Source organism: Acetivibrio clariflavus DSM 19732, assembly GCF_000237085.1.
GTDB classification, from domain to species: domain Bacteria; phylum Bacillota; class Clostridia; order Acetivibrionales; family Acetivibrionaceae; genus Acetivibrio; species Acetivibrio clariflavus.
The window spans coordinates 3,517,196-3,534,690 of sequence record NC_016627.1 but is presented as its reverse complement, the minus strand read 5'-3'; the positions used below and the strand labels follow the sequence as shown (position 1 = coordinate 3,534,690).

Annotated in this window: 14 protein-coding genes; 8 read left to right on the top strand and 6 right to left on the bottom strand. The window is 35.3% G+C overall.

Annotation, left to right across the window (positions count from 1 at the left end; genetic code table 11):
* The first annotated feature begins 108 nt into the window (after positions 1-108).
* Positions 109-657, top strand: a complete 549-nt coding sequence (locus CLOCL_RS14815) for a hypothetical protein (protein ID WP_014256108.1) — start codon at positions 109-111, stop codon at positions 655-657.
* Between the two features lie 238 nt (positions 658-895).
* The gene (locus tag CLOCL_RS14810) at positions 896-1,762 is read left to right on the top strand and encodes a DUF7847 domain-containing protein (RefSeq protein ID WP_014256107.1); all 867 of its coding nucleotides are present in this window, start codon (positions 896-898) and stop codon (positions 1,760-1,762) included.
* Between the two features lie 467 nt (positions 1,763-2,229).
* Here the strand turns inward: CLOCL_RS14810 and CLOCL_RS14805 are convergent, their stop codons facing one another.
* The 4 genes from CLOCL_RS14805 to clpS form a co-directional block, all read right to left on the bottom strand.
* Entirely contained in the window at positions 2,230-3,330 is a 1,101-nt protein-coding gene (locus CLOCL_RS14805; RefSeq protein ID WP_014256106.1) for a DUF3810 domain-containing protein, read from the bottom strand.
* Positions 3,331-4,002, bottom strand: coding sequence for a leucyl/phenylalanyl-tRNA--protein transferase (gene aat / locus CLOCL_RS14800; protein WP_014256105.1), 672 nt, complete (start codon positions 4,000-4,002; stop codon positions 3,331-3,333).
* A 7-nt stretch (positions 4,003-4,009) separates the two neighbouring features.
* Entirely contained in the window at positions 4,010-6,274 is a 2,265-nt protein-coding gene (gene clpA / locus CLOCL_RS14795; protein ID WP_014256104.1) for an ATP-dependent Clp protease ATP-binding subunit ClpA, read from the bottom strand.
* Positions 6,275-6,541: 267 nt separating this feature from the next.
* Entirely contained in the window at positions 6,542-6,841 is a 300-nt protein-coding gene (gene clpS, locus CLOCL_RS14785; protein ID WP_014256103.1) for an ATP-dependent Clp protease adapter ClpS, read from the bottom strand.
* A 325-nt stretch (positions 6,842-7,166) separates the two neighbouring features.
* Here clpS and CLOCL_RS14780 point away from each other — a divergent pair, with 325 nt between their 5' ends.
* The 3 genes from CLOCL_RS14780 to CLOCL_RS14770 all read left to right on the top strand — a co-directional run bounded on the left by CLOCL_RS14780 (position 7,167) and on the right by CLOCL_RS14770 (position 9,331).
* Positions 7,167-7,520, top strand: a complete 354-nt coding sequence (locus CLOCL_RS14780) for a sulfite exporter TauE/SafE family protein (protein ID WP_014256102.1) — start codon at positions 7,167-7,169, stop codon at positions 7,518-7,520.
* Between the two features lie 13 nt (positions 7,521-7,533).
* Positions 7,534-7,908 (top strand): sulfite exporter TauE/SafE family protein, encoded by a 375-nt coding sequence (locus CLOCL_RS14775; protein WP_014256101.1) that lies wholly within the window; start codon positions 7,534-7,536, stop codon positions 7,906-7,908.
* Positions 7,909-8,302: 394 nt separating this feature from the next.
* The gene (locus tag CLOCL_RS14770; protein ID WP_014256100.1) at positions 8,303-9,331 is read left to right on the top strand and encodes a hypothetical protein; all 1,029 of its coding nucleotides are present in this window, start codon (positions 8,303-8,305) and stop codon (positions 9,329-9,331) included.
* Between the two features lie 113 nt (positions 9,332-9,444).
* On the opposite strand, the gene CLOCL_RS14765 is transcribed toward CLOCL_RS14770, so the two are convergent.
* Together CLOCL_RS14765 and CLOCL_RS14760 are read right to left on the bottom strand one after the other, a co-directional pair.
* Complete coding sequence (locus tag CLOCL_RS14765; protein WP_014256099.1) at positions 9,445-10,140, bottom strand: hypothetical protein; 696 nt, start codon at positions 10,138-10,140, stop codon at positions 9,445-9,447.
* 92 nt (positions 10,141-10,232) lie between these two features.
* Positions 10,233-11,996: a hypothetical protein gene (locus CLOCL_RS14760; protein ID WP_014256098.1), complete on the bottom strand. Its 1,764-nt coding sequence runs from the start codon at positions 11,994-11,996 to the stop codon at positions 10,233-10,235.
* 782 nt (positions 11,997-12,778) lie between these two features.
* Here CLOCL_RS14760 and CLOCL_RS14755 point away from each other — a divergent pair.
* Genes CLOCL_RS14755 through CLOCL_RS14745 form a run of 3 tightly spaced genes read left to right on the top strand, consistent with a single transcriptional unit; the run spans position 12,779 to position 17,387 of the window.
* Entirely contained in the window at positions 12,779-14,707 is a 1,929-nt protein-coding gene (locus tag CLOCL_RS14755; RefSeq protein WP_014256097.1) for a PrkA family serine protein kinase, read from the top strand.
* Positions 14,708-14,749: 42 nt separating this feature from the next.
* Positions 14,750-15,958, top strand: a complete 1,209-nt coding sequence (yhbH, locus tag CLOCL_RS14750) for a sporulation protein YhbH (protein ID WP_014256096.1) — start codon at positions 14,750-14,752, stop codon at positions 15,956-15,958.
* A gap of 40 nt (positions 15,959-15,998) precedes the next feature.
* Complete coding sequence (locus CLOCL_RS14745) at positions 15,999-17,387, top strand: SpoVR family protein (protein ID WP_014256095.1); 1,389 nt, start codon at positions 15,999-16,001, stop codon at positions 17,385-17,387.
* Positions 17,388-17,495 lie beyond the last annotated feature (108 nt).

Genomic DNA, 17,495 nt, shown 5'->3' with positions numbered 1-17,495 from the left:
AGTAGAATATGTATAGTAATAAAAAGAGCAGAGGGGTTAAAAGTTTTGTAATTTTTTTTAATAATATGTGTTCTTGGGGTTATTTCTTTTTCTATATTTTTAGGAGCAATGAAAAGTGGCAGTAATTATGCTGCAAAAAGGCTTACAGACGATGAATTATATCATGGTCCAATTTTATTTAATGGTGAAATATATTTTCCATCAAGCTATGATTTTCCTGATTATAACAATAGCGAATTTATGGGAAAAATAAAACCTTATTATAATAATTGGATTGTAGACTTAATTAATCAGGACCAAGTTATAGTGGATAAGACTGACGAGAATTATACACACATTAAAACCGGTGGTGGAGATGATGCGACAAGATTTACAAAAGCAAAATATTTAGAGAATAAAGAACATGTAAACGAGATTCTTGAGAAATATTCCAAATTTGTTCTTTGCAATGACAATTACAATGGACCTGTAAGATTGCCGATAGATAAGGAAATTATTATAGAATTGGAAAATAGATTTGGTGAAATAGAATATAAAGTTGAAGATTTTGATAAATATAAGGAGATATTCTACATATATGTTAATTCGCCAAGTGGGCATGTTGAGGGACTAAAGGGTGAAATACATGCAATTTTCGATGATCCTATTGTTTTTTAGGTTGTATATTTGTCGTTGATGGCAGGTTATATTATGGAAATACAAATAATAGAATAAATGGGGAACTAGAGGATAAATTAATGCCCATTATTCAAAAAATTAAATGATACTGTTTGATTATAATTTACAACATTAGTTTTGCAGGTAAATTTTAGATACTTTTTTATAGACATTGTGAATAATTTTAATTATAATTAGTTTAAGAATTTTATAATTTATCTATATAAGGAGGACAGATATGAAATATTTAGAGAATGCTTTTAAGTTTTTAGGGAATTTTTTCTTGTTAGTGATACCTCTATTCATTGCAATTGCGATACCTTCAATAATTAGCGGGCCAAGTAAAGATGCTCTTTCTAAACAGTATACAGAAATCATTATGACAATGGCAAAAGACCCAACACTGATGCAAAACTCTTCTAATTTAATTGAATTATTCAGTACCCTGATTTCATTTTTGCCTCCAATAATTTTAGGATTCATATTGACTATAATCTTGAGAATAATAGTGAATCCTGCAACTTACGGTATGGTAAATAAAGCATTGGAAACAGGAAACGTTGATTTAAACGATTTTGTACCTGAAATGAAAAATAACATTGGAAAGTATATTCTTTATGCATTGTCATATATAGGAATATATTTTGCAATATTTTTCTTATCAGCCATACTAAGTTTCATTTTTTCATCTATTACGACTATATCGACAACTTTAGGTATTACTTTATTGATTTTATTTTCAATAGCTTTATTTATAGGACTTTTCGTATTTAGTTATTTGATATCTTTATGGTTCCCAGCCATGGTTTCAGATAATTTAGGCGTGGGTGACGGTTTAAAGAAATCAATTTCAGTGGTAAAATCATATTTTTGGCCTATAGTCGGTATATCAATTTTAGTTGCAATAGGTTCTGGTATTCTCAGTGCTATTGCAGGATTTTTAAAAGGAATACCGGTATTGGGACATGTTGTTCTTTCCTTTATTTCTGCGTTAGTTGAGTTTATTATGATAGTATTTTGTTTTGAAGTGTATAGAGACAAAACCGGCAAAAATGAAGGCATGAATGAAGAACTCAACTATGAAGCACCAGGTGACTACCTATAATTGATTCTGAAACATCGACCGGCTATCTTTTGGTAGCCGGTTTTTTTGCATATTTAAAACTAATCAGTAAAAAAACCAACTTCATTGACTACCAATATTATTGGCAACAAACCGTTTTAGTGTCAAATGGAGTAATTACTTGGCTTGAGAATTAAAAGCAGAGCCGAAGAACTGATAATTTTGAAGCAAAAATGCCAAGGAAGGCATTTTTAGCGTCTTGGGACAGGAGGTCCCATAGACGCGGCGAAAAATTATAAAGTTATTCGGCGTACTGCTTTTTTTCGAAAGTCATGTAAATTACGTAGTTTGACACTAAAACGAATCAAAAAAGATTAAAAGATAAAAACAAAATAGAAACAAAATAAAAGAAATTAAAAAGTAAAACAGTAATTTAACTCAAAAGCAGTAAATTAAAACCAGAACAAAACAACTATACTACACTAAATAAATCAAAATATAAACAACAATCATGATTTTGAAGCCCTATACTCTGCAATTAAAAGATCAACCATTCTTCCGTAACTTTTTACTCCATCTTCCTGCCTATTAGCCTTTAAATAAGTATCATTAACCGAAGAGGAAAAATCCTGAACAGGTGTTTCATACTTTTTCCAATAGGAATTAATTGCAGCAAGGTCTCTTTTCATACCTTCAGAGTATTTACTGCGAAGTTCGGCATATCTGTCGGGATCGTTTCTGTATAATTCATTTCCGGCATAAATCAAAGCATATAAAACTCCGGAATACTGAAAATCCACATCGGGATGGTGTTTACAGGCAACATAGGCAATATAATTTGCTTCATCCTCCCGGGCAAATCCTCTTTGATGAGCCATCTCATGACAAGTGCTAAAAGGAAATGTGGCATCGGGCATTGAAATGTTTACATTTGCTTCACCGGTATAGATGGAATATATGCCCTCAAGACCAAGATAGGACATTATTTCCGATAAAATAACTCCTTTAGGTCTTGAATATTTTCCACCCAGTTCCGGATAAAACCGGGCAGCATTTTCATAACCCTTATAAGCCCGTTTTAAAGCATCACGTTTTCCGGCCGGAAGAAACATTGCACCTTTGTCGTCTTCACTTACAGATTTCCTTAACTCCTTTGCCTGTTCCAACAGATTTTCACATACAGCTGCCAGTTCGCTGACAGTAGCCGGTTCAACTTTAAGGCCGGCTATTTGAGAAAAGGGCAGGCGCTGATAATTTAATCCCCATAGAATTACAAAGCAAAAGTACACTAGGCTGATAAAGACCACAAGATTCGGAATAAAATTCAGCAAATGCTTTTTTACTTGGGAAGGCGCTCTGAATGACTGTATTATAAAACGGATAAGCTGAACTATAACCAGTATTATAAACCCGACCAGAAGCAATTCACCCAGGGAAAAGGGCAGAAGTCCGGAAATAAAGTTCAGTGGTGCAGCAATAGCTCTGTACAATCCATTTGAATAAAGTTTTTCAACCGTTTCAGGGTATAATATTGAAAGGTTGCTTATAAACAGACCCAAAGGGATTAACAATATAAAACAAAGCTTTATAAAACCTTTTTTCAATCCCATTCATTCAAACCTCCAAATGCCCCTCAAAGTCTCATATTTCAAACCATTCGCCAGTTCAATGAGGAAATCTTCCCTGGGAATATTTATTGCACCTAGAGACTCGAGGTGTTTGCTGTATACCTGGCAATCTATAAAATGAAATCCCAACTGTTCAAGCTTTAAAGTCAAAGTAATAAGTGCTGCTTTTGAAGCGTTATCCATGAGGGAGAACATGGATTCGCCAAAAAAACACCTTCCTAAAGAAACACCGTAGAGACCTCCGACAAGCTTATCTTTATACCACGCTTCAACGGAGTGTGCAAATCCAAGATCGTGAAGTTCACAGTAACTTTCAATCATATCGTTGTCAATCCAAGTGTGACCCTTTCTAACCTCGCCGCATAGGGTTATTACTTTTCGAAAGCACTTGTCATAGGTAATACGGTATATATTTTTCCTAAGCACTTTTTTCATTGATTTTGAAATTTTTAAATTTTTTGGGTAGAGAATAAATCTTGGGTCAGGTGACCACCATAGTATTACTTGCCCTTCATACCATGGGAAAATCCCGTTTTCATAAGCAAGGAGAAGACGTTCAACCGAGAGGTCTCCTCCAATTGCCAAAAGCCCATCCTCATCGGCCAATGAAGGATGGGGAAATATCAAATCATTGGTAAGCTTAAAAATCGGCATTACTAATTCACCTTAATTTTTTGGTTATCTTTACTTCATCGTTAACAACGTCAACGATAGCAGTTCCGCCTGATGAAAGCTGTCCGAACAATACCTCATCGACAAAATAGGTTTTGACCTTGTCTTGTACAATTCTAAGTATTTCACGAGCACCGTAGTTTGATGACAAACCTTTTTGAGCAAGCCATTTGTAAAAATCAGGTGTTACCGATAACTTGATATTTTTTGGTTTCAATTTCTCTTCAAACTTTTTCATAGCTTTTTTGGCTATGAGAAGTGCCATTTCCTCATTTATATGGTTGAATACGGCTATAGCGTCAAGCCTGTTTCTAAACTCAGGAGAGAATATTCTTTCAACCTCCTTCATAATTGCACTTCTTTCCACCGTCCTGTTATCAAAACCTATCATTGCCTTGCCCACTTCTCTTGCACCTGCGTTGGAAGTCATAATCAAAATGACATTTCTGAAGTCGGCTTTTTTGCCGGTATTGTCTGTAAGTGTAGCATAATCCATAATTTGAAGCAGTACGTTGTATATGTCAGAATGAGCTTTTTCAATTTCGTCAAGCAGTAAAACACAATAGGGTGTTTTTCTGATAGCATCGGTTAAGAGTCCGCCTTCCTCATATCCCACATATCCCGGAGGTGCACCTATAAGTCTTGCAACAGTATGTTTTTCCTGATATTCGCTCATATCAAATCTGATCAGAGGAATTCCCAACATTGAGGACAGTTGTTTGCACAATTCAGTCTTGCCCACACCGGTAGGTCCAACAAAAAGTAACGAGGCCACAGGTTTTTCGGGTTCGTTGAATCCTGCCCGGGACCTTTTGATTGCGTCTACTACTGTATCTATTGCCTTGTCCTGGCCGAATATTTCTTTTTTGATTTTTTTGTCAAGGTTTTTGAGCTGTCGGATTTCACTGCTTGAAACAGACTTTTGAGGTATTTTTGCAATTGCTGATACCGTGCGTTCAATATCCTTTTCTTTAATAGTTATAATTTTATCTTCATCTTCGCAGTGAAGCCTTACGTAAGCTGCAGTTTCATCAATGACATCAATAGCCTTGTCGGGCAGGTGTCTGTCCTGAATGTATTTGGCTGAGAGTTCCGCTGCAAGTTTTAGAGCTTCATCGGTATACCTTACTTTGTGATAATCTTCATACCTATCCTTTAGCCCTTTGAGGATTTTATAAGTGTCTTCTATGCTGGGCTCCGGAACATCTATTTTCTGGAACCTTCGTGACAGGGCCCTGTCTTTTTCAAAATATTTCTTATATTCGTCATAGGTGGTTGAGCCAATAAAGCGCAAATTTCCTTGTGTCAAAAACGGTTTGATGATATTTGAGGCATCCATTGAGCCATCCGATACCGAGCCGGCTCCAACAATGGTGTGAATTTCATCTATATACACAATGGCATTTTCCTGGCTCTGTATTTCATTGAGGACTTTTTTCATTCGCTCCTCAAAGTCACCGCGATATTTGGTACCTGCCAAAAGGCTGCCCATATCGAGATAATATATTTTACTGTTCATTAAAGATTTAGGAACCTTTTTTTCTACAATAAGCCGGGCAAGACCCTCAGTGATGGCTGTTTTGCCCACACCGGGGTCACCTACGTGGATAGGGTTGTTCTTTAGCCTTCTCGATAAAACTTGTATTGTACGTTCGAGGATATCTTCCCTTCCTATCAGTGGGTCAATTTTGCCTTTTCTGGCCTTTTCCACCAGTTCGATGGTGTAGTTTCTTAAAAACTCGCTTTGTTCCGATTGAGGCTCGTCCTCTTGTCTGTCGGTATTCTCTGAGGTCCTTAACGGTTTTAAGGAAGATATACCGGATTTAGGTACCAAAGAAGACCCATGGGATATATATCTTAGTACATCCAATCTTCTAACTCCGTTTTTTTGCAATATATAGCTTGCGAAAGACTCTTTTTCATTAAATAGGGCGGCTATGATATCGCCAATTCTTATTGTATCCCTCCCGGAAGACATGCAGTGATAAGCCGTATTCTGCATTATATTGTTTACACCTACAGATTCTATAGGGTCTGCATTTTCAACCAAAGGCATATTATCATTAAAGAAATTGATCAATTCCTTTTTTATAACTTCAACATTAGCTCCGCAATTTTCTATAATGGCTGCACCTTCATCAAAAAAAAGAGAAGCATAGAGAATATGTTCGGGTGTAAAGTATTCGTGACCGTTATATTTAGCCTCATTGTATGCGGCCATTAAAATCCTGTTTGCTGTATCATCCAATTTCATATAAACCCCACCAATTCTAAAAATATATTATATAGGTTTAACAGTTTAGGCGATTTTAATATCAAATAATATTTTTGATTGTTAATTTTGAGCATATCGCTTGCTGATACTGAATTTTGCCAATCGCCTATGTACTTCTGTTCAATAGGTTGCAATAAATCCGTACATGCCATTTCCCAAAAAACGATTTGATGGGATTGTAACCTGAAAGTAAAACAGGTTATTTTTAAGATGGCTATTAAATAACTCACTATATTACTCTTTCCATTACTCCGGTTCCATAACCGCAGCAAGAGGAAAGCCTCTTTCTGATGCCATTTGCTCTACCTGGGCTATTTTGGTACTTGCTATGTCATAGGTATATGTACCTACAACACCCTTTCCCTTCTGGTGCACATCCAGCATTATTTGAGTTGCGTCAGTAGCGCTTTTGTGAAATACAATCATAAGCACTTCCACAACGAAATCCATTGTTGTATAGTCATCGTTAAGAAGTATAACTTTATACATTTTAGGTTTCTTTAACTCTATTGAAATATCATCTTTGTAAATTACTTTCTCTGCCATAACTACTACTCCCGTAACTAACCTGTTTTTATCCGCATATATTTTGATCTGTATATCAAACTCAGGTATTGCCTGGGTAGAATTATAAACCTGAGCTTAAATACAGACAGGTATTCATTTTGTATTTAAATTATATCAAATTGTTTTTAAATAGTGCAACCAATAGACAATGGATAATTATGCCCACAGAAATGGGATTGAAATCAACATATCGGCATATAAAAATTTTATGAATATAATTGCGAAATTTATTCAAAATAAGAAAGATGATAATTGCCTCATAAGGAATAATTAAAGTATCAAAGGTAATTTTGGAGGGGAATTTTTGAGTAAGTATGTTAAATTTATACTAATTGGCCTGGTGACAGGCCTGGCAAACGGACTTTTTGGCTCAGGAGGGGGAACAATAGCTGTTCCGGCCATGGTTTTACTGTTAAAAAAAGAAGATCATATAGCTCATGCCACGGCAATCGCCGTTATATTGCCATTGACCGTTGTAAGTGCATTACTTTACATATCCAACAGTTTTATAGATTGGGGATTGACTGTAAAAGTAATTATGGGTGGAATTGTGGGAGGATATATAGGTGCAAAACTTCTTGCCAAATGTCCATCCCATATTTTAAGAAAAATATTCTCGTTATTTATGATAGCTGCAGCTATAAGAATGATATTGTGATAGGGGAGTAATTATGATACTTTTTCTTTTAGGACTTGTATCCGGAATAGTCAGTGGAATGGGAATAGGCGGAGGAACAATTTTGATTCCTGCCCTTGTCTTATTTGCAAAGCCTGACCAGCACATTGCCCAGAGCGTTAATCTCATTTTTTTTATTCCAACAGCAGTTGTTGCGTTAGTAATACATATAAAAAACAGGAGAATTGATTTTAAGACAGCAATTCCTATTGCTGTTTTCGGTTTGCTGGGGGCTTTTATAGGGTCACGGTTTGCAATTAAATTGCCCGGTTCGGTTTTGAAAAAATATTTCGGAGTATTTTTATTGATACTTGGGATATACGAAATGATAAGGAAAGACGAGAAGAGGCCTGCCAGAAATAATAACTAATATTTTTTTGGGAAATGGTTTATTAAAATAAAAAAATTTTTAATAACCGCTAAAAATTTATTTTTTTTGCGAAATAATATAATAGTGGTAGGTTTGTGCTATTAATTAAGCAGTTGTCTATAAGGTATTCTCAGCATGAGTATTGATAATTTCTAGCCTTTATGATTAAATTTTCACTGCTTGTAACATTATGTACCGACTTATAACAGATTTGCCCAAAATGAAAGTAAAAAGGAAATATCAGGTTATTTGTCTTGTAAATTCATTTATAAAGTGTTGGCATTTATTATGAAATAAGTTATAATTATTATGTAATGCCACATAAGTATAATATGAATTTGGAAAAGGGACCTACATATGCTGTTTTGTTTTTTATAATTTAAGGGGTGATTTCATGGAAAATAAAAAAGACGTTTTAAGAGTGACCATGAAAGATATTAATTTGCTTCCGGATGATTTTTTAATTTCATCGAACGCAAGAACTAAAAACAAAGTAAAAGCTCAAACTGAGGAGGTCAAAGTTACTGCTTCCGATGATTCGTCCGTTCAGTCTGAAAAGGTTAAAGAAAGTGTAGCAGCTTTACCGAAAAATATAAAAGAAAATATATTGGATAGCATACAGCAAAATTCCGGGAGAGCTGCCAGTTTTATAAATTCACTGAAAAAAGAAAAAATTAGAAACCTTGAACGACTGTTAAGTATAGATAAAAAGGATTTGGCTTTTTCAAGCAAGAAATACTATATTTATTGTACCGATTCAGGAAGAATAGTTATTGTTGAGCGCGATATCTGGGGTGAACCCTTTACTGTTACCATTAAAGAAGGTACTGATGTTTCAATCAAGCGTTCAATGTTTTTTGATAACGAACCTTTCCTATTCCCGATATTTAACGAGAAGAATTTGTCCGGTGAAATTATATATATGAATGAAAATGAGATTTGGTATCTGGGGAAAGAGGAAGCAACACTTGTTCTGTTTAAAAATGATAAACCCGATTTCTTAAAAATATCTCTTAAGAACTTTAAAAATATAAACAATAAAAAGGCGTTGCATACATATTTGGATAGCCATAAAATGCTTTATCTTGACAAGAAATTACATGAAATTATTGTTGAACAAAGAAATATACCGTTAGAAGACATTGTAAGAGTTAGAGAGGGATATGCAGTATATAAGAATACCAGCAGAACATATAAAGTTTTGTTGTTTAATGAATACAGGGAATTATATGATGAATATACATTCAGCAAGCTTCCTTCAGTAAAAGAAGAAGGTTGGGATGTATTGTTCTCTAAAGATATTGTTGAGTATGTAAAAGCAAATAATTATTCTTTTGAGAATTTCCGCCAGGACGAAGGGCATATTGAGTATTGGCAGAACATTGGCACAAAAAGAGTGTGTGTGTTAAGATGTAAAATATAAAAGGTGTGTTAAAAATAGAACTCCGGTATTGGCCGGAGTTTTTATTTTGGAATAATGTATAGTTTTATAGCAAATTTTAGCTAAGACACAACTGTAATGTTTAAATTAATCCTTTATCTGGGAACAAGTCTCAATTCCATCCAGTCAAAAGCTATCCAGTCGTCAGGTCCTGTTCTTGAGGTATTTTCAATAACAACTCTGTTGCTCCTTCTCAAACTGGGAACATTAAAAGTCAAACTTCTCCAGTTGGTAAATCTTTGGCCAACAGGACGGCCATGTTCAAGCTGAAGCCTTCCGTTGTGAACCACTGTTCCGTTTACGGTTATCCTTGCAGAGTAATTACTAACCGGAACATTTTGATGGTCGTCCAATACTCCCCGAATTACTATTTGAGCTCTTAAATTTCCGGTTACCAAAAGAAATGTAGGAATCTGAAAAGTCCAGGTACCTCTGTTTCCAGTGTACAGGATGTCTGCATTGCCGCTGGGATTGCCATAATTGGGGTAACCGCTAAGTTCTTTGAACAATGTGATACTGGGGCTTGCCGGATTGTCGCTCAAAATTGGATCCGGCTGACGGTCCTGGACGTTTGGATAATTTATGTCATTGGTGTTTTCAGTTTCAAGGTTTTCGACCATTGGACCAATGTTGTATTGAGGCATAGTCTGTGGTGCATAAGGCATAAAATTGGAATTTTGGTAAGGTGAAACAGGATTAACTACCGGAGGCATATAAGGATTATATGTTGCAGGCTGGTTAAAATTGCCTGTGTTTTGCACCACAAAGGGAAAACTATAATAAGGCAGCATTATGTGAATCCTCCTTTTGTCACATTATTTACATAATTAACTCACTTTATATACTATATTCAAAGGAGGATGGAACTGTTACACAAACAGACTTAATCTTCTGCAGATTCAGGATCGGATTCCTCGGTTTTATTTTCAATCCTTATTGTATATCGGGTAACGTAATCAGAATAAATATTTATTTCAAAATTTTCAGGAATTATATACTCTTCCGGAAACTTTGATTTGGAGAATCCTACATTATACTTGCCTTGCGGCAGCTTAAATACTGCAATGCCTTTGCTGTTTGTTACTGAATAGCACTTCAAAGTCTCGGTGTCTGTAAAAGCAGAAGAATCATCATCCTGTTTCTGGTCTTGTTCCGGCTCAATTTCTAATTCCTCGTTTAAGTATAATTCTAAATTTTTTACAGGGTTATTTTCTTCATTCAATACTTCAATCTCTGCAATTCCGTCAGCCGGTTTGATTTTTTCCAAGTTAACCGTTAAAATTGTGATTCCCGCTGATTTTATTTCATAGAAGAAGGGAGCAGGCAGACTATAATTGATGTCCGATACAGGAGATGTAAAACTAAGATGGAATTTGCCTTTACCAAGTATAAATTTAGCAACTCCTTCTTCATCTGTAATTTCTGAAAGGTTGTAATATTTTTGGGGTGTTTTGGAGTGGCCGGATACCGATACTTTTATATTGGGTACCGGTTCATCGGTTACAGAATCTTTGAGTTTTACTTGCAGGGTATAAATAGTTTCATCTTTTGCCGATATAACTTGTGTAACGGTATTGGCATTAGTGAGCTTTGATACAACGCTCGAAAAATTGTTGGAGTCGTAGCCGCTTTTAAAGGCATAGAGATTATAGCCCATTCCGAATACTATAAACACAAGAACCAATACTGTAACTCCGTATTTTAACATTTTCTTTGATTTTACTGGAAGTTTTGAGACAAGAACTTTAATAGCCTTTAATATCCCCATCAGTTTTGCTTTGTGGAAATAAAACATTATGGAAAAAATAGAAAATACAATACCTAAAGTAAAGCAAAACAGCGACAATGGAGATAACAAGTCTCTGATGTAGGATAAAATCAATTCTGAGTTAAGAGGCATTGCTATTGTGAGAAAATATATGCTATTGGGTAATAACTTATTTAAGAATATAAACAGTACAACCGAAAAAGCCAGGTTGAAAAATCCGCAGGCCAGTAGCGCTAAAAGCAGCCATTTGACAATTGCATCGGTCTTTTTATATATTATTGAAATGATTAATAACATTAGAACTGAAAAAAATATTGACAGCTCTGTAATATGTGAAGCTACAAAGTAAACGAATTTGATAAGTTTAAGCTGTTCCAATATATCGGTCCTGTTTAAAGTAAGTAAAATAGATTGCAGGTTTATTTTTTTTATTTGTTCGGATATATCAGGATTTCTTGCATTGACATGTGCTTGGTCATATTCATTTTGGCCGGATGGCATATTTATATCAATGTAAAGGTCAGGAAGATTTTTTCTTTCTCCTCGGAAATATTGAAAAATTTGTTCGGTAATGGAGTTTATATTCATGTTAACCATTTCAGGAGAAGTTGTATTTTTAAGAATTTTAAGTAATTCTGCATTCTGGGTATTTGCTTCCTCAGTGTCCAAATTTTTAAAAAACTCATTTATTGAGGCACTTATCAGGTCATTAACATAGCTGTAAACATTGTTTTTAGCAAGCAATGTTTCGTGGTATTTCGAACTCATAAGGGTGTTGTTTACATTGAAAGATAAAACAAAAGTAAATAGAAGAAATCCGGTTAAAACTATTGTTATAGAAAATAAAATGTGTTTGAGAACTTTTGTAAAAACTTTCATTTTATCCTCCCTGCTGTTTATTAAAAGGTTACTAATAAATTATTTTATAGCTCTTATATTATACCACTAAATTCGGCATACTCACTTAAGTAAAATGTGGCAGATAAAAATTGTAGATATTTGAATATATGTATGTTATAATTAAAATAGCAATTCTGTAAAAAATATACCTTTGAAATGTATGTTTCTAAAATCGAAGTCAGGAAAAATCCTATTGTTTCTATTTGATATAAAAGTGGATTTTTCCTTCTAAAGCAATGAAGCTTGTATCAATAATTATTATATTTCTAAGTTTTTTGTGCAATGCTTTTTCTCGTACCTTAAAAAGTTGAAAATGCGTACTGTCTAATGAAAGGATAACCAGCTAAAAATATAATGATTCTAAAAGTTGATATAAAGTAGTATTTTATATTAATATTGGTAATAATATGAAATGTAGACGAATAAATACAATGGGATAAAACTAAGTCAATCACTAAATTAAATACTTATGTGTAACATAATAATATATCAAGTAAATTGCATTTTCAAGTAGGGCTTTTTATTGATAAAAGCTTAGAATTATGATTAAAGCTTTGTTTTTAGGGAATATAAAAATTATAAAGTTTATTGGACAATTTTATAAAAAGATCAATTATTTATAAACCAAAGCAAAATAATTTTTTAAAATGACAGAAAATTTTTGGCAAATAAATTAAATCATAGTGAAATTGTCCGATATTTACTGTTGGGAGAATTGATTGTATTTATCCAAATCCTGTGTAAAAAAAGGGGGCATAATTATGGAAAGACTTGATTTCTCAAGTATAATCCGAAAAGATAGGGAAGAGCGCAAGGCTAAGCACTTTGAGGGAACCTTTCTCGATTACCTTGAAATAGTAAAAGAGAATCCTGAGATTCCAATGCTGGCCCACCAGAGAATGTATAAAGTGATTACCGAGCCGGGCGTAGAGGTAATAAAAACCGATGAAAATCCCAGATTGCGAAGAATATATGGCAATGACACCATAAAAAAGTATAAATTCTTTGCTGACGATTTTTTTGGAATAGATAAAACTATAATGAAGATAGTAAGGTATTTCCATTCTGCGGCGATGGCAGGGGAAGAATCAAGGCAGGTTCTGTATCTTGTAGGTCCCGTTGGGGCAGGAAAATCTTCCTTGATGGAAGCTTTGAAAAAGGCATTGGAAAAGAGTGATCCCATATATGCTTTGAAAGGCTGTCCAATGAGGGAAGAACCTTTGCACCTGGTACCGAAGCATTTAAGAAAAGAGTTTGAAGAGATACTGAATGTAAGAATAGAAGGAGATTTGTGCCCGATATGCCGCTACAGACTGAAAAATGAGTTTAATGGTGAATATGAAAAATTCCCCGTTGAGACGGTTAATTTTTCAATAAGATCCAGAAAGGGAATAGGTGTTGTTCCTCCAGTGGACCCCAATAATCAGGATACATCGGTGCTTATTGGAAGCGTTGATATATCTAAAATAGATATGTATGCTGAAGACGACCCCAGAGTATTGTCACTAAACGGAGCCTTTAATGTCGGCAATAGAGGAATTGTGGAATTTATAGAAGTGTTTAAGAATGAAACCGAATATCTTCATACCATGATTACCGCTACACAGGAAAAATCTATTCCGTCACCGGGAAAAGGGTCGATGATATATTTTGACGGTATAATTCTTGCCCATTCCAATGAAGCCGAATGGAACAAATTCAAATCGGATCATACCAACGAAGCTATTTTGGATAGAATTGTAAAAATTGAAGTTCCTTATTGCTTAGAACTTAATGAGGAAATCAAGATATATGAAAAAATACTGAAAAAGAGTAAGTTTAGTGCTCATATAGCACCCCATACCATTGAAATTGCATCAATGTTTGCAATTCTTACAAGATTAGCACCGTCAAACAAAGTAGATCCGATGACCAAGCTCAAGATATATAACGGTGAAGAAATTGTAGAAAAGGGCATGACAAGAAAAATAGATATTTTTGAATTGAAGGAAGAAGCTCCAAGGGAAGGAATGACTGGAATTTCAACAAGATTTATCATGAAGGCTTTGGACACTGCCCTTTCCGAGTCGGAACACAACTGCATCAATCCTATATCGGTAATGGAGACATTGGTTAAAGCAGTTAAGGAACTGGCAATAAGTGAAGATGAGAGAGAAAAGTATTTGAGATTTATACAGGACAGCATCAGGAAAGAGTATAACAAAATACTTGAAAAGGAAATAACCAAAGCTTTCATTCATGGATACAGAGAACAGGCTGAGAGTTTGTTTAACAATTACCTTGACCATGCGGAAGCCTATGTCAACAAGACCAAGATAAAAGATAAAAATACCGGAGAAGAGCTTGAGCCTGATGAAAAGTTCTTAAGATCCATAGAAGAGCAAATAGGAATTACCGATACTGCAGCCAAGGGATTCAGAGCAGATGTTACAGCCTATATGTTCTATGTATTAAGAAGCGGCGGAAAGCTTGATTATAATAGCTATGAACCTTTAAAAGAAGCTATTGAGAAAAAGTTGACTGCATCGGTAAGGGAACTTAGCAGAGTTATTACTCAGGCAAAGGTTAGAGATAAGGAACAGAGTGAAAAATATGATGCCATGGTTGAAGAAATGAAGAAAAACGGATATTGCGATCACTGCTGCAATGTAATTTTAAAATATGCTGCAAATAACCTTTGGAAGGACTAAACCCCTTTCTTGAATCCGGCATATACTAAAGGGGTGATTTGAATGGCTATTTTCAGAGAGTTTGTCAATAACGGAAAGGACCGGTCGGCCGAAGACAGACGGCGGCATAGGGAATTGGTTGAGGAAGCTATAAAAAAGAATATTGGAAATATAATCGCTGAAGAGAGTATTATTGGCCAGAGCAAAGATAAGAAGATAAAGATACCAATTAAAGGAATTAAGGAATATCAGTTTATCTATGGAAATAATGGTACTTTTGCCGGTTCAGGAGATGGCAGCGAAAAAAGGGGAGACAGAATAGGTCAGGATAAAACAGGAAAAAACGGCAATGGTGAAGGGCAGGCCGGAAATCAGGAAGGAGAAGACATTTACGAGACTGAGGTAACCATTGAAGAATTGATTAATTATCTTTTTGAAGACCTGAACCTTCCGGACATTGACAGAAAGAAAATGGCTGAGATAGAATCGGTAAAAAGTTTTAAAAACTTGGGTTATCAACGGAAGGGTATACCTCCGAGGCTGGCAAAGAGACGCTCGGTCATAGAAAAGATAAAGAGAAAGCAGGCATTTTTGCGTACTCAAAAGGAAATAGGCGTCGAAGATGAACCGGATGAAAATATTGTAACCGGTGATATCGAACAGGAAAGAAAGAGATTTCCTTTTATGGAAGATGATTTGAGGTACAGAAGAGTCCGGGAGGACCACAAAAAGGACTTCAATGCAGTGGTTATTTGCATTATGGACGTTTCCGGGTCAATGGACCAGACCAAGAAATATCTGGCGAGAAGTTTTTATTTCCTTCTCTACCAGTTTGTAAGACTTAAGTATTCCAATGTTGAAGTTGCGTTTATTGCCCATACCACTTCCGCAAAGGAAGTGAATGAAGATGAATTCTTTCACAAGGGTGAATCGGGCGGAACCTATATCAGCAGCGGTTATGAAAAGGCCCTCGAAATAATTGAACAAAGATATAACCCTGCAAGCTGGAATATTTACGCTTTTCACTGCAGTGATGGGGATAATTGGTCCGAGGATAATAAAAAAGCAGTGGAATACGCTCAGAAGCTGTGTGAAGTATGTAATTTATTCGGATACGGTGAAATTGTTCCGGGCTATTACTCTTCATCCAGCACAATAAAAAGCGAATTCCAGAAGAATATAAATAACAAGAATTTTGCTGTTATTACAATGACAAAAAAGGAAGACATCTTGCCCGGTCTGAAAAAACTTCTTGATAAAGAAGGAGAATAAGGCCGTTTTTGGGAACTAACCGGCTCCGGGAGGTGATATTATGGCTGATTACAGCATGAGGGAATTACAGGAATGGAATGATAAAATCGAAGAAGTCGCTAAAAAACTTGGCCTTGATTATTATGAGCAGGAATTTGAGATTTGCAGTTATGAAGATATGATTGGTTATGAAACTTATGTGGGAATGCCGTCCCATTACCCTCATTGGAGTTTCGGAAAGCGTTATGAGAGAACTAAAACACTGCATAGATATAATTTGACAGGATTGCCTTATGAAATGGTTATAAACTCTAATCCTTGTCTTGCTTACCTGATGAAAGATAACACACTGCTTTTGCAGATACTGACAATAGCGCATGTTTACGGACACAATGATTTTTTTAAGAATAACAGGCTGTTTAAACTGGGTACACGGGCGGAAAACACCGTGGAAATGTTTAAGAATCATGCCGACAGGATAAGGGAATATATTCAGGACCCGGGTATCGGCTATGAAAAAGTCGAGAAAATTTTAAATGCCGCCCATGCCATTAAGTACCAGGTATCGAGGACAATTGGAGAGAAGAGAATATCTGATGAAGAGAAAAAGAAAGAGGTTTTGAGGAAACTGGCAAAGCCAAAGAGCGAATATAGTTTGCTGGAACCTAAGAGAAAAGAGGAGGAACCTCTTCCTGATTTTAGAAGAATTCCTTTTGAGCCTGAAGAGGATATGCTTTGGTTTATAATGAACTATGGAAAACTGGCAGATTGGGAGAAAGATATTTTAAATATTGTCAGAGAAGAGACCCTGTACTTTATACCGCAGATTGAGACCAAAATAATGAATGAAGGTTGGGCAAGTTTCTGGCATTATACAATACTAAACGAATTAAATCTTCCCCAGGGACTGCATATTGAGTTCTTAAAACGCCATAACCAGGTTATAAGGCCTCTTCTTGGCCAGTTAAATCCTTATTATATTGGCTTTAAAATTTTTGAAGATATTAAGAATAAAAACAACGGAGATTTGAAGAAGATATTTGAAATCCGGGAAGTTGAAAGGGACCAGTCGTTTATCAGAAGGTATCTGACTCAGGAACTGTGTGAAGAGATGAATCTTTTTGAATATGTAAAACTGGGAAGCAATTATGTAATAACAAATGTTTCTGACGAAGAGGGCTGGAAGGCAGTTCGTGATACAATAGCAAACAATGTTGGTATGTCCGGTATTCCGGTAATAAAGGTTTTGGAATGGGTACAGACCGACAACATGCTTATTCTGGAACATGACTTTGATGGCAGGGAATTAGATATAAGCTATGCCTATGAGACATTAAAGCATATAGTTGACTTATGGAATGCAAAAGTAATGCTGGTAACAAAAATTGACAATAAAAAGAAAGTAATATCCTGTGATGAGAACAAGAAAATTACTTTGGGCGACGCTTAAACAGTAAATTTATACAAAGGTTATGGAAAAGGGGCTGTTGCACTAAGAAAATTAGTGTAACAGTCCTTTTGTGTCTAAAAAGCAAATTCCGGACTTCGAAAAGTCCGG

Bases quoted from the DNA above. Each gene is read 5' to 3' on its own strand.
- CLOCL_RS14815 (WP_014256108.1), top strand. From the start codon at position 109: ATGAAAAGTGGCAGTAATTATGCTGCAAAAAGGCTTACAGACGATGAA.
- CLOCL_RS14810 (WP_014256107.1), top strand. From the start codon at position 896: ATGAAATATTTAGAGAATGCTTTTAAGTTTTTAGGGAATTTTTTCTTG.
- CLOCL_RS14805 (WP_014256106.1), bottom strand. From the start codon at position 3,330: ATGGGATTGAAAAAAGGTTTTATAAAGCTTTGTTTTATATTGTTAATC.
- aat (WP_014256105.1), bottom strand. From the start codon at position 4,002: ATGCCGATTTTTAAGCTTACCAATGATTTGATATTTCCCCATCCTTCA.
- clpA (WP_014256104.1), bottom strand. From the start codon at position 6,274: ATGAAATTGGATGATACAGCAAACAGGATTTTAATGGCCGCATACAAT.
- clpS (WP_014256103.1), bottom strand. From the start codon at position 6,841: ATGGCAGAGAAAGTAATTTACAAAGATGATATTTCAATAGAGTTAAAG.
- CLOCL_RS14775 (WP_014256101.1), top strand. From the start codon at position 7,534: ATGATACTTTTTCTTTTAGGACTTGTATCCGGAATAGTCAGTGGAATG.
- CLOCL_RS14770 (WP_014256100.1), top strand. From the start codon at position 8,303: ATGGAAAATAAAAAAGACGTTTTAAGAGTGACCATGAAAGATATTAAT.
- CLOCL_RS14765 (WP_014256099.1), bottom strand. From the start codon at position 10,140: ATGCTGCCTTATTATAGTTTTCCCTTTGTGGTGCAAAACACAGGCAAT.
- CLOCL_RS14760 (WP_014256098.1), bottom strand. From the start codon at position 11,996: ATGAAAGTTTTTACAAAAGTTCTCAAACACATTTTATTTTCTATAACA.
- CLOCL_RS14755 (WP_014256097.1), top strand. From the start codon at position 12,779: ATGGAAAGACTTGATTTCTCAAGTATAATCCGAAAAGATAGGGAAGAG.
- yhbH (WP_014256096.1), top strand. From the start codon at position 14,750: ATGGCTATTTTCAGAGAGTTTGTCAATAACGGAAAGGACCGGTCGGCC.
- CLOCL_RS14745 (WP_014256095.1), top strand. From the start codon at position 15,999: ATGGCTGATTACAGCATGAGGGAATTACAGGAATGGAATGATAAAATC.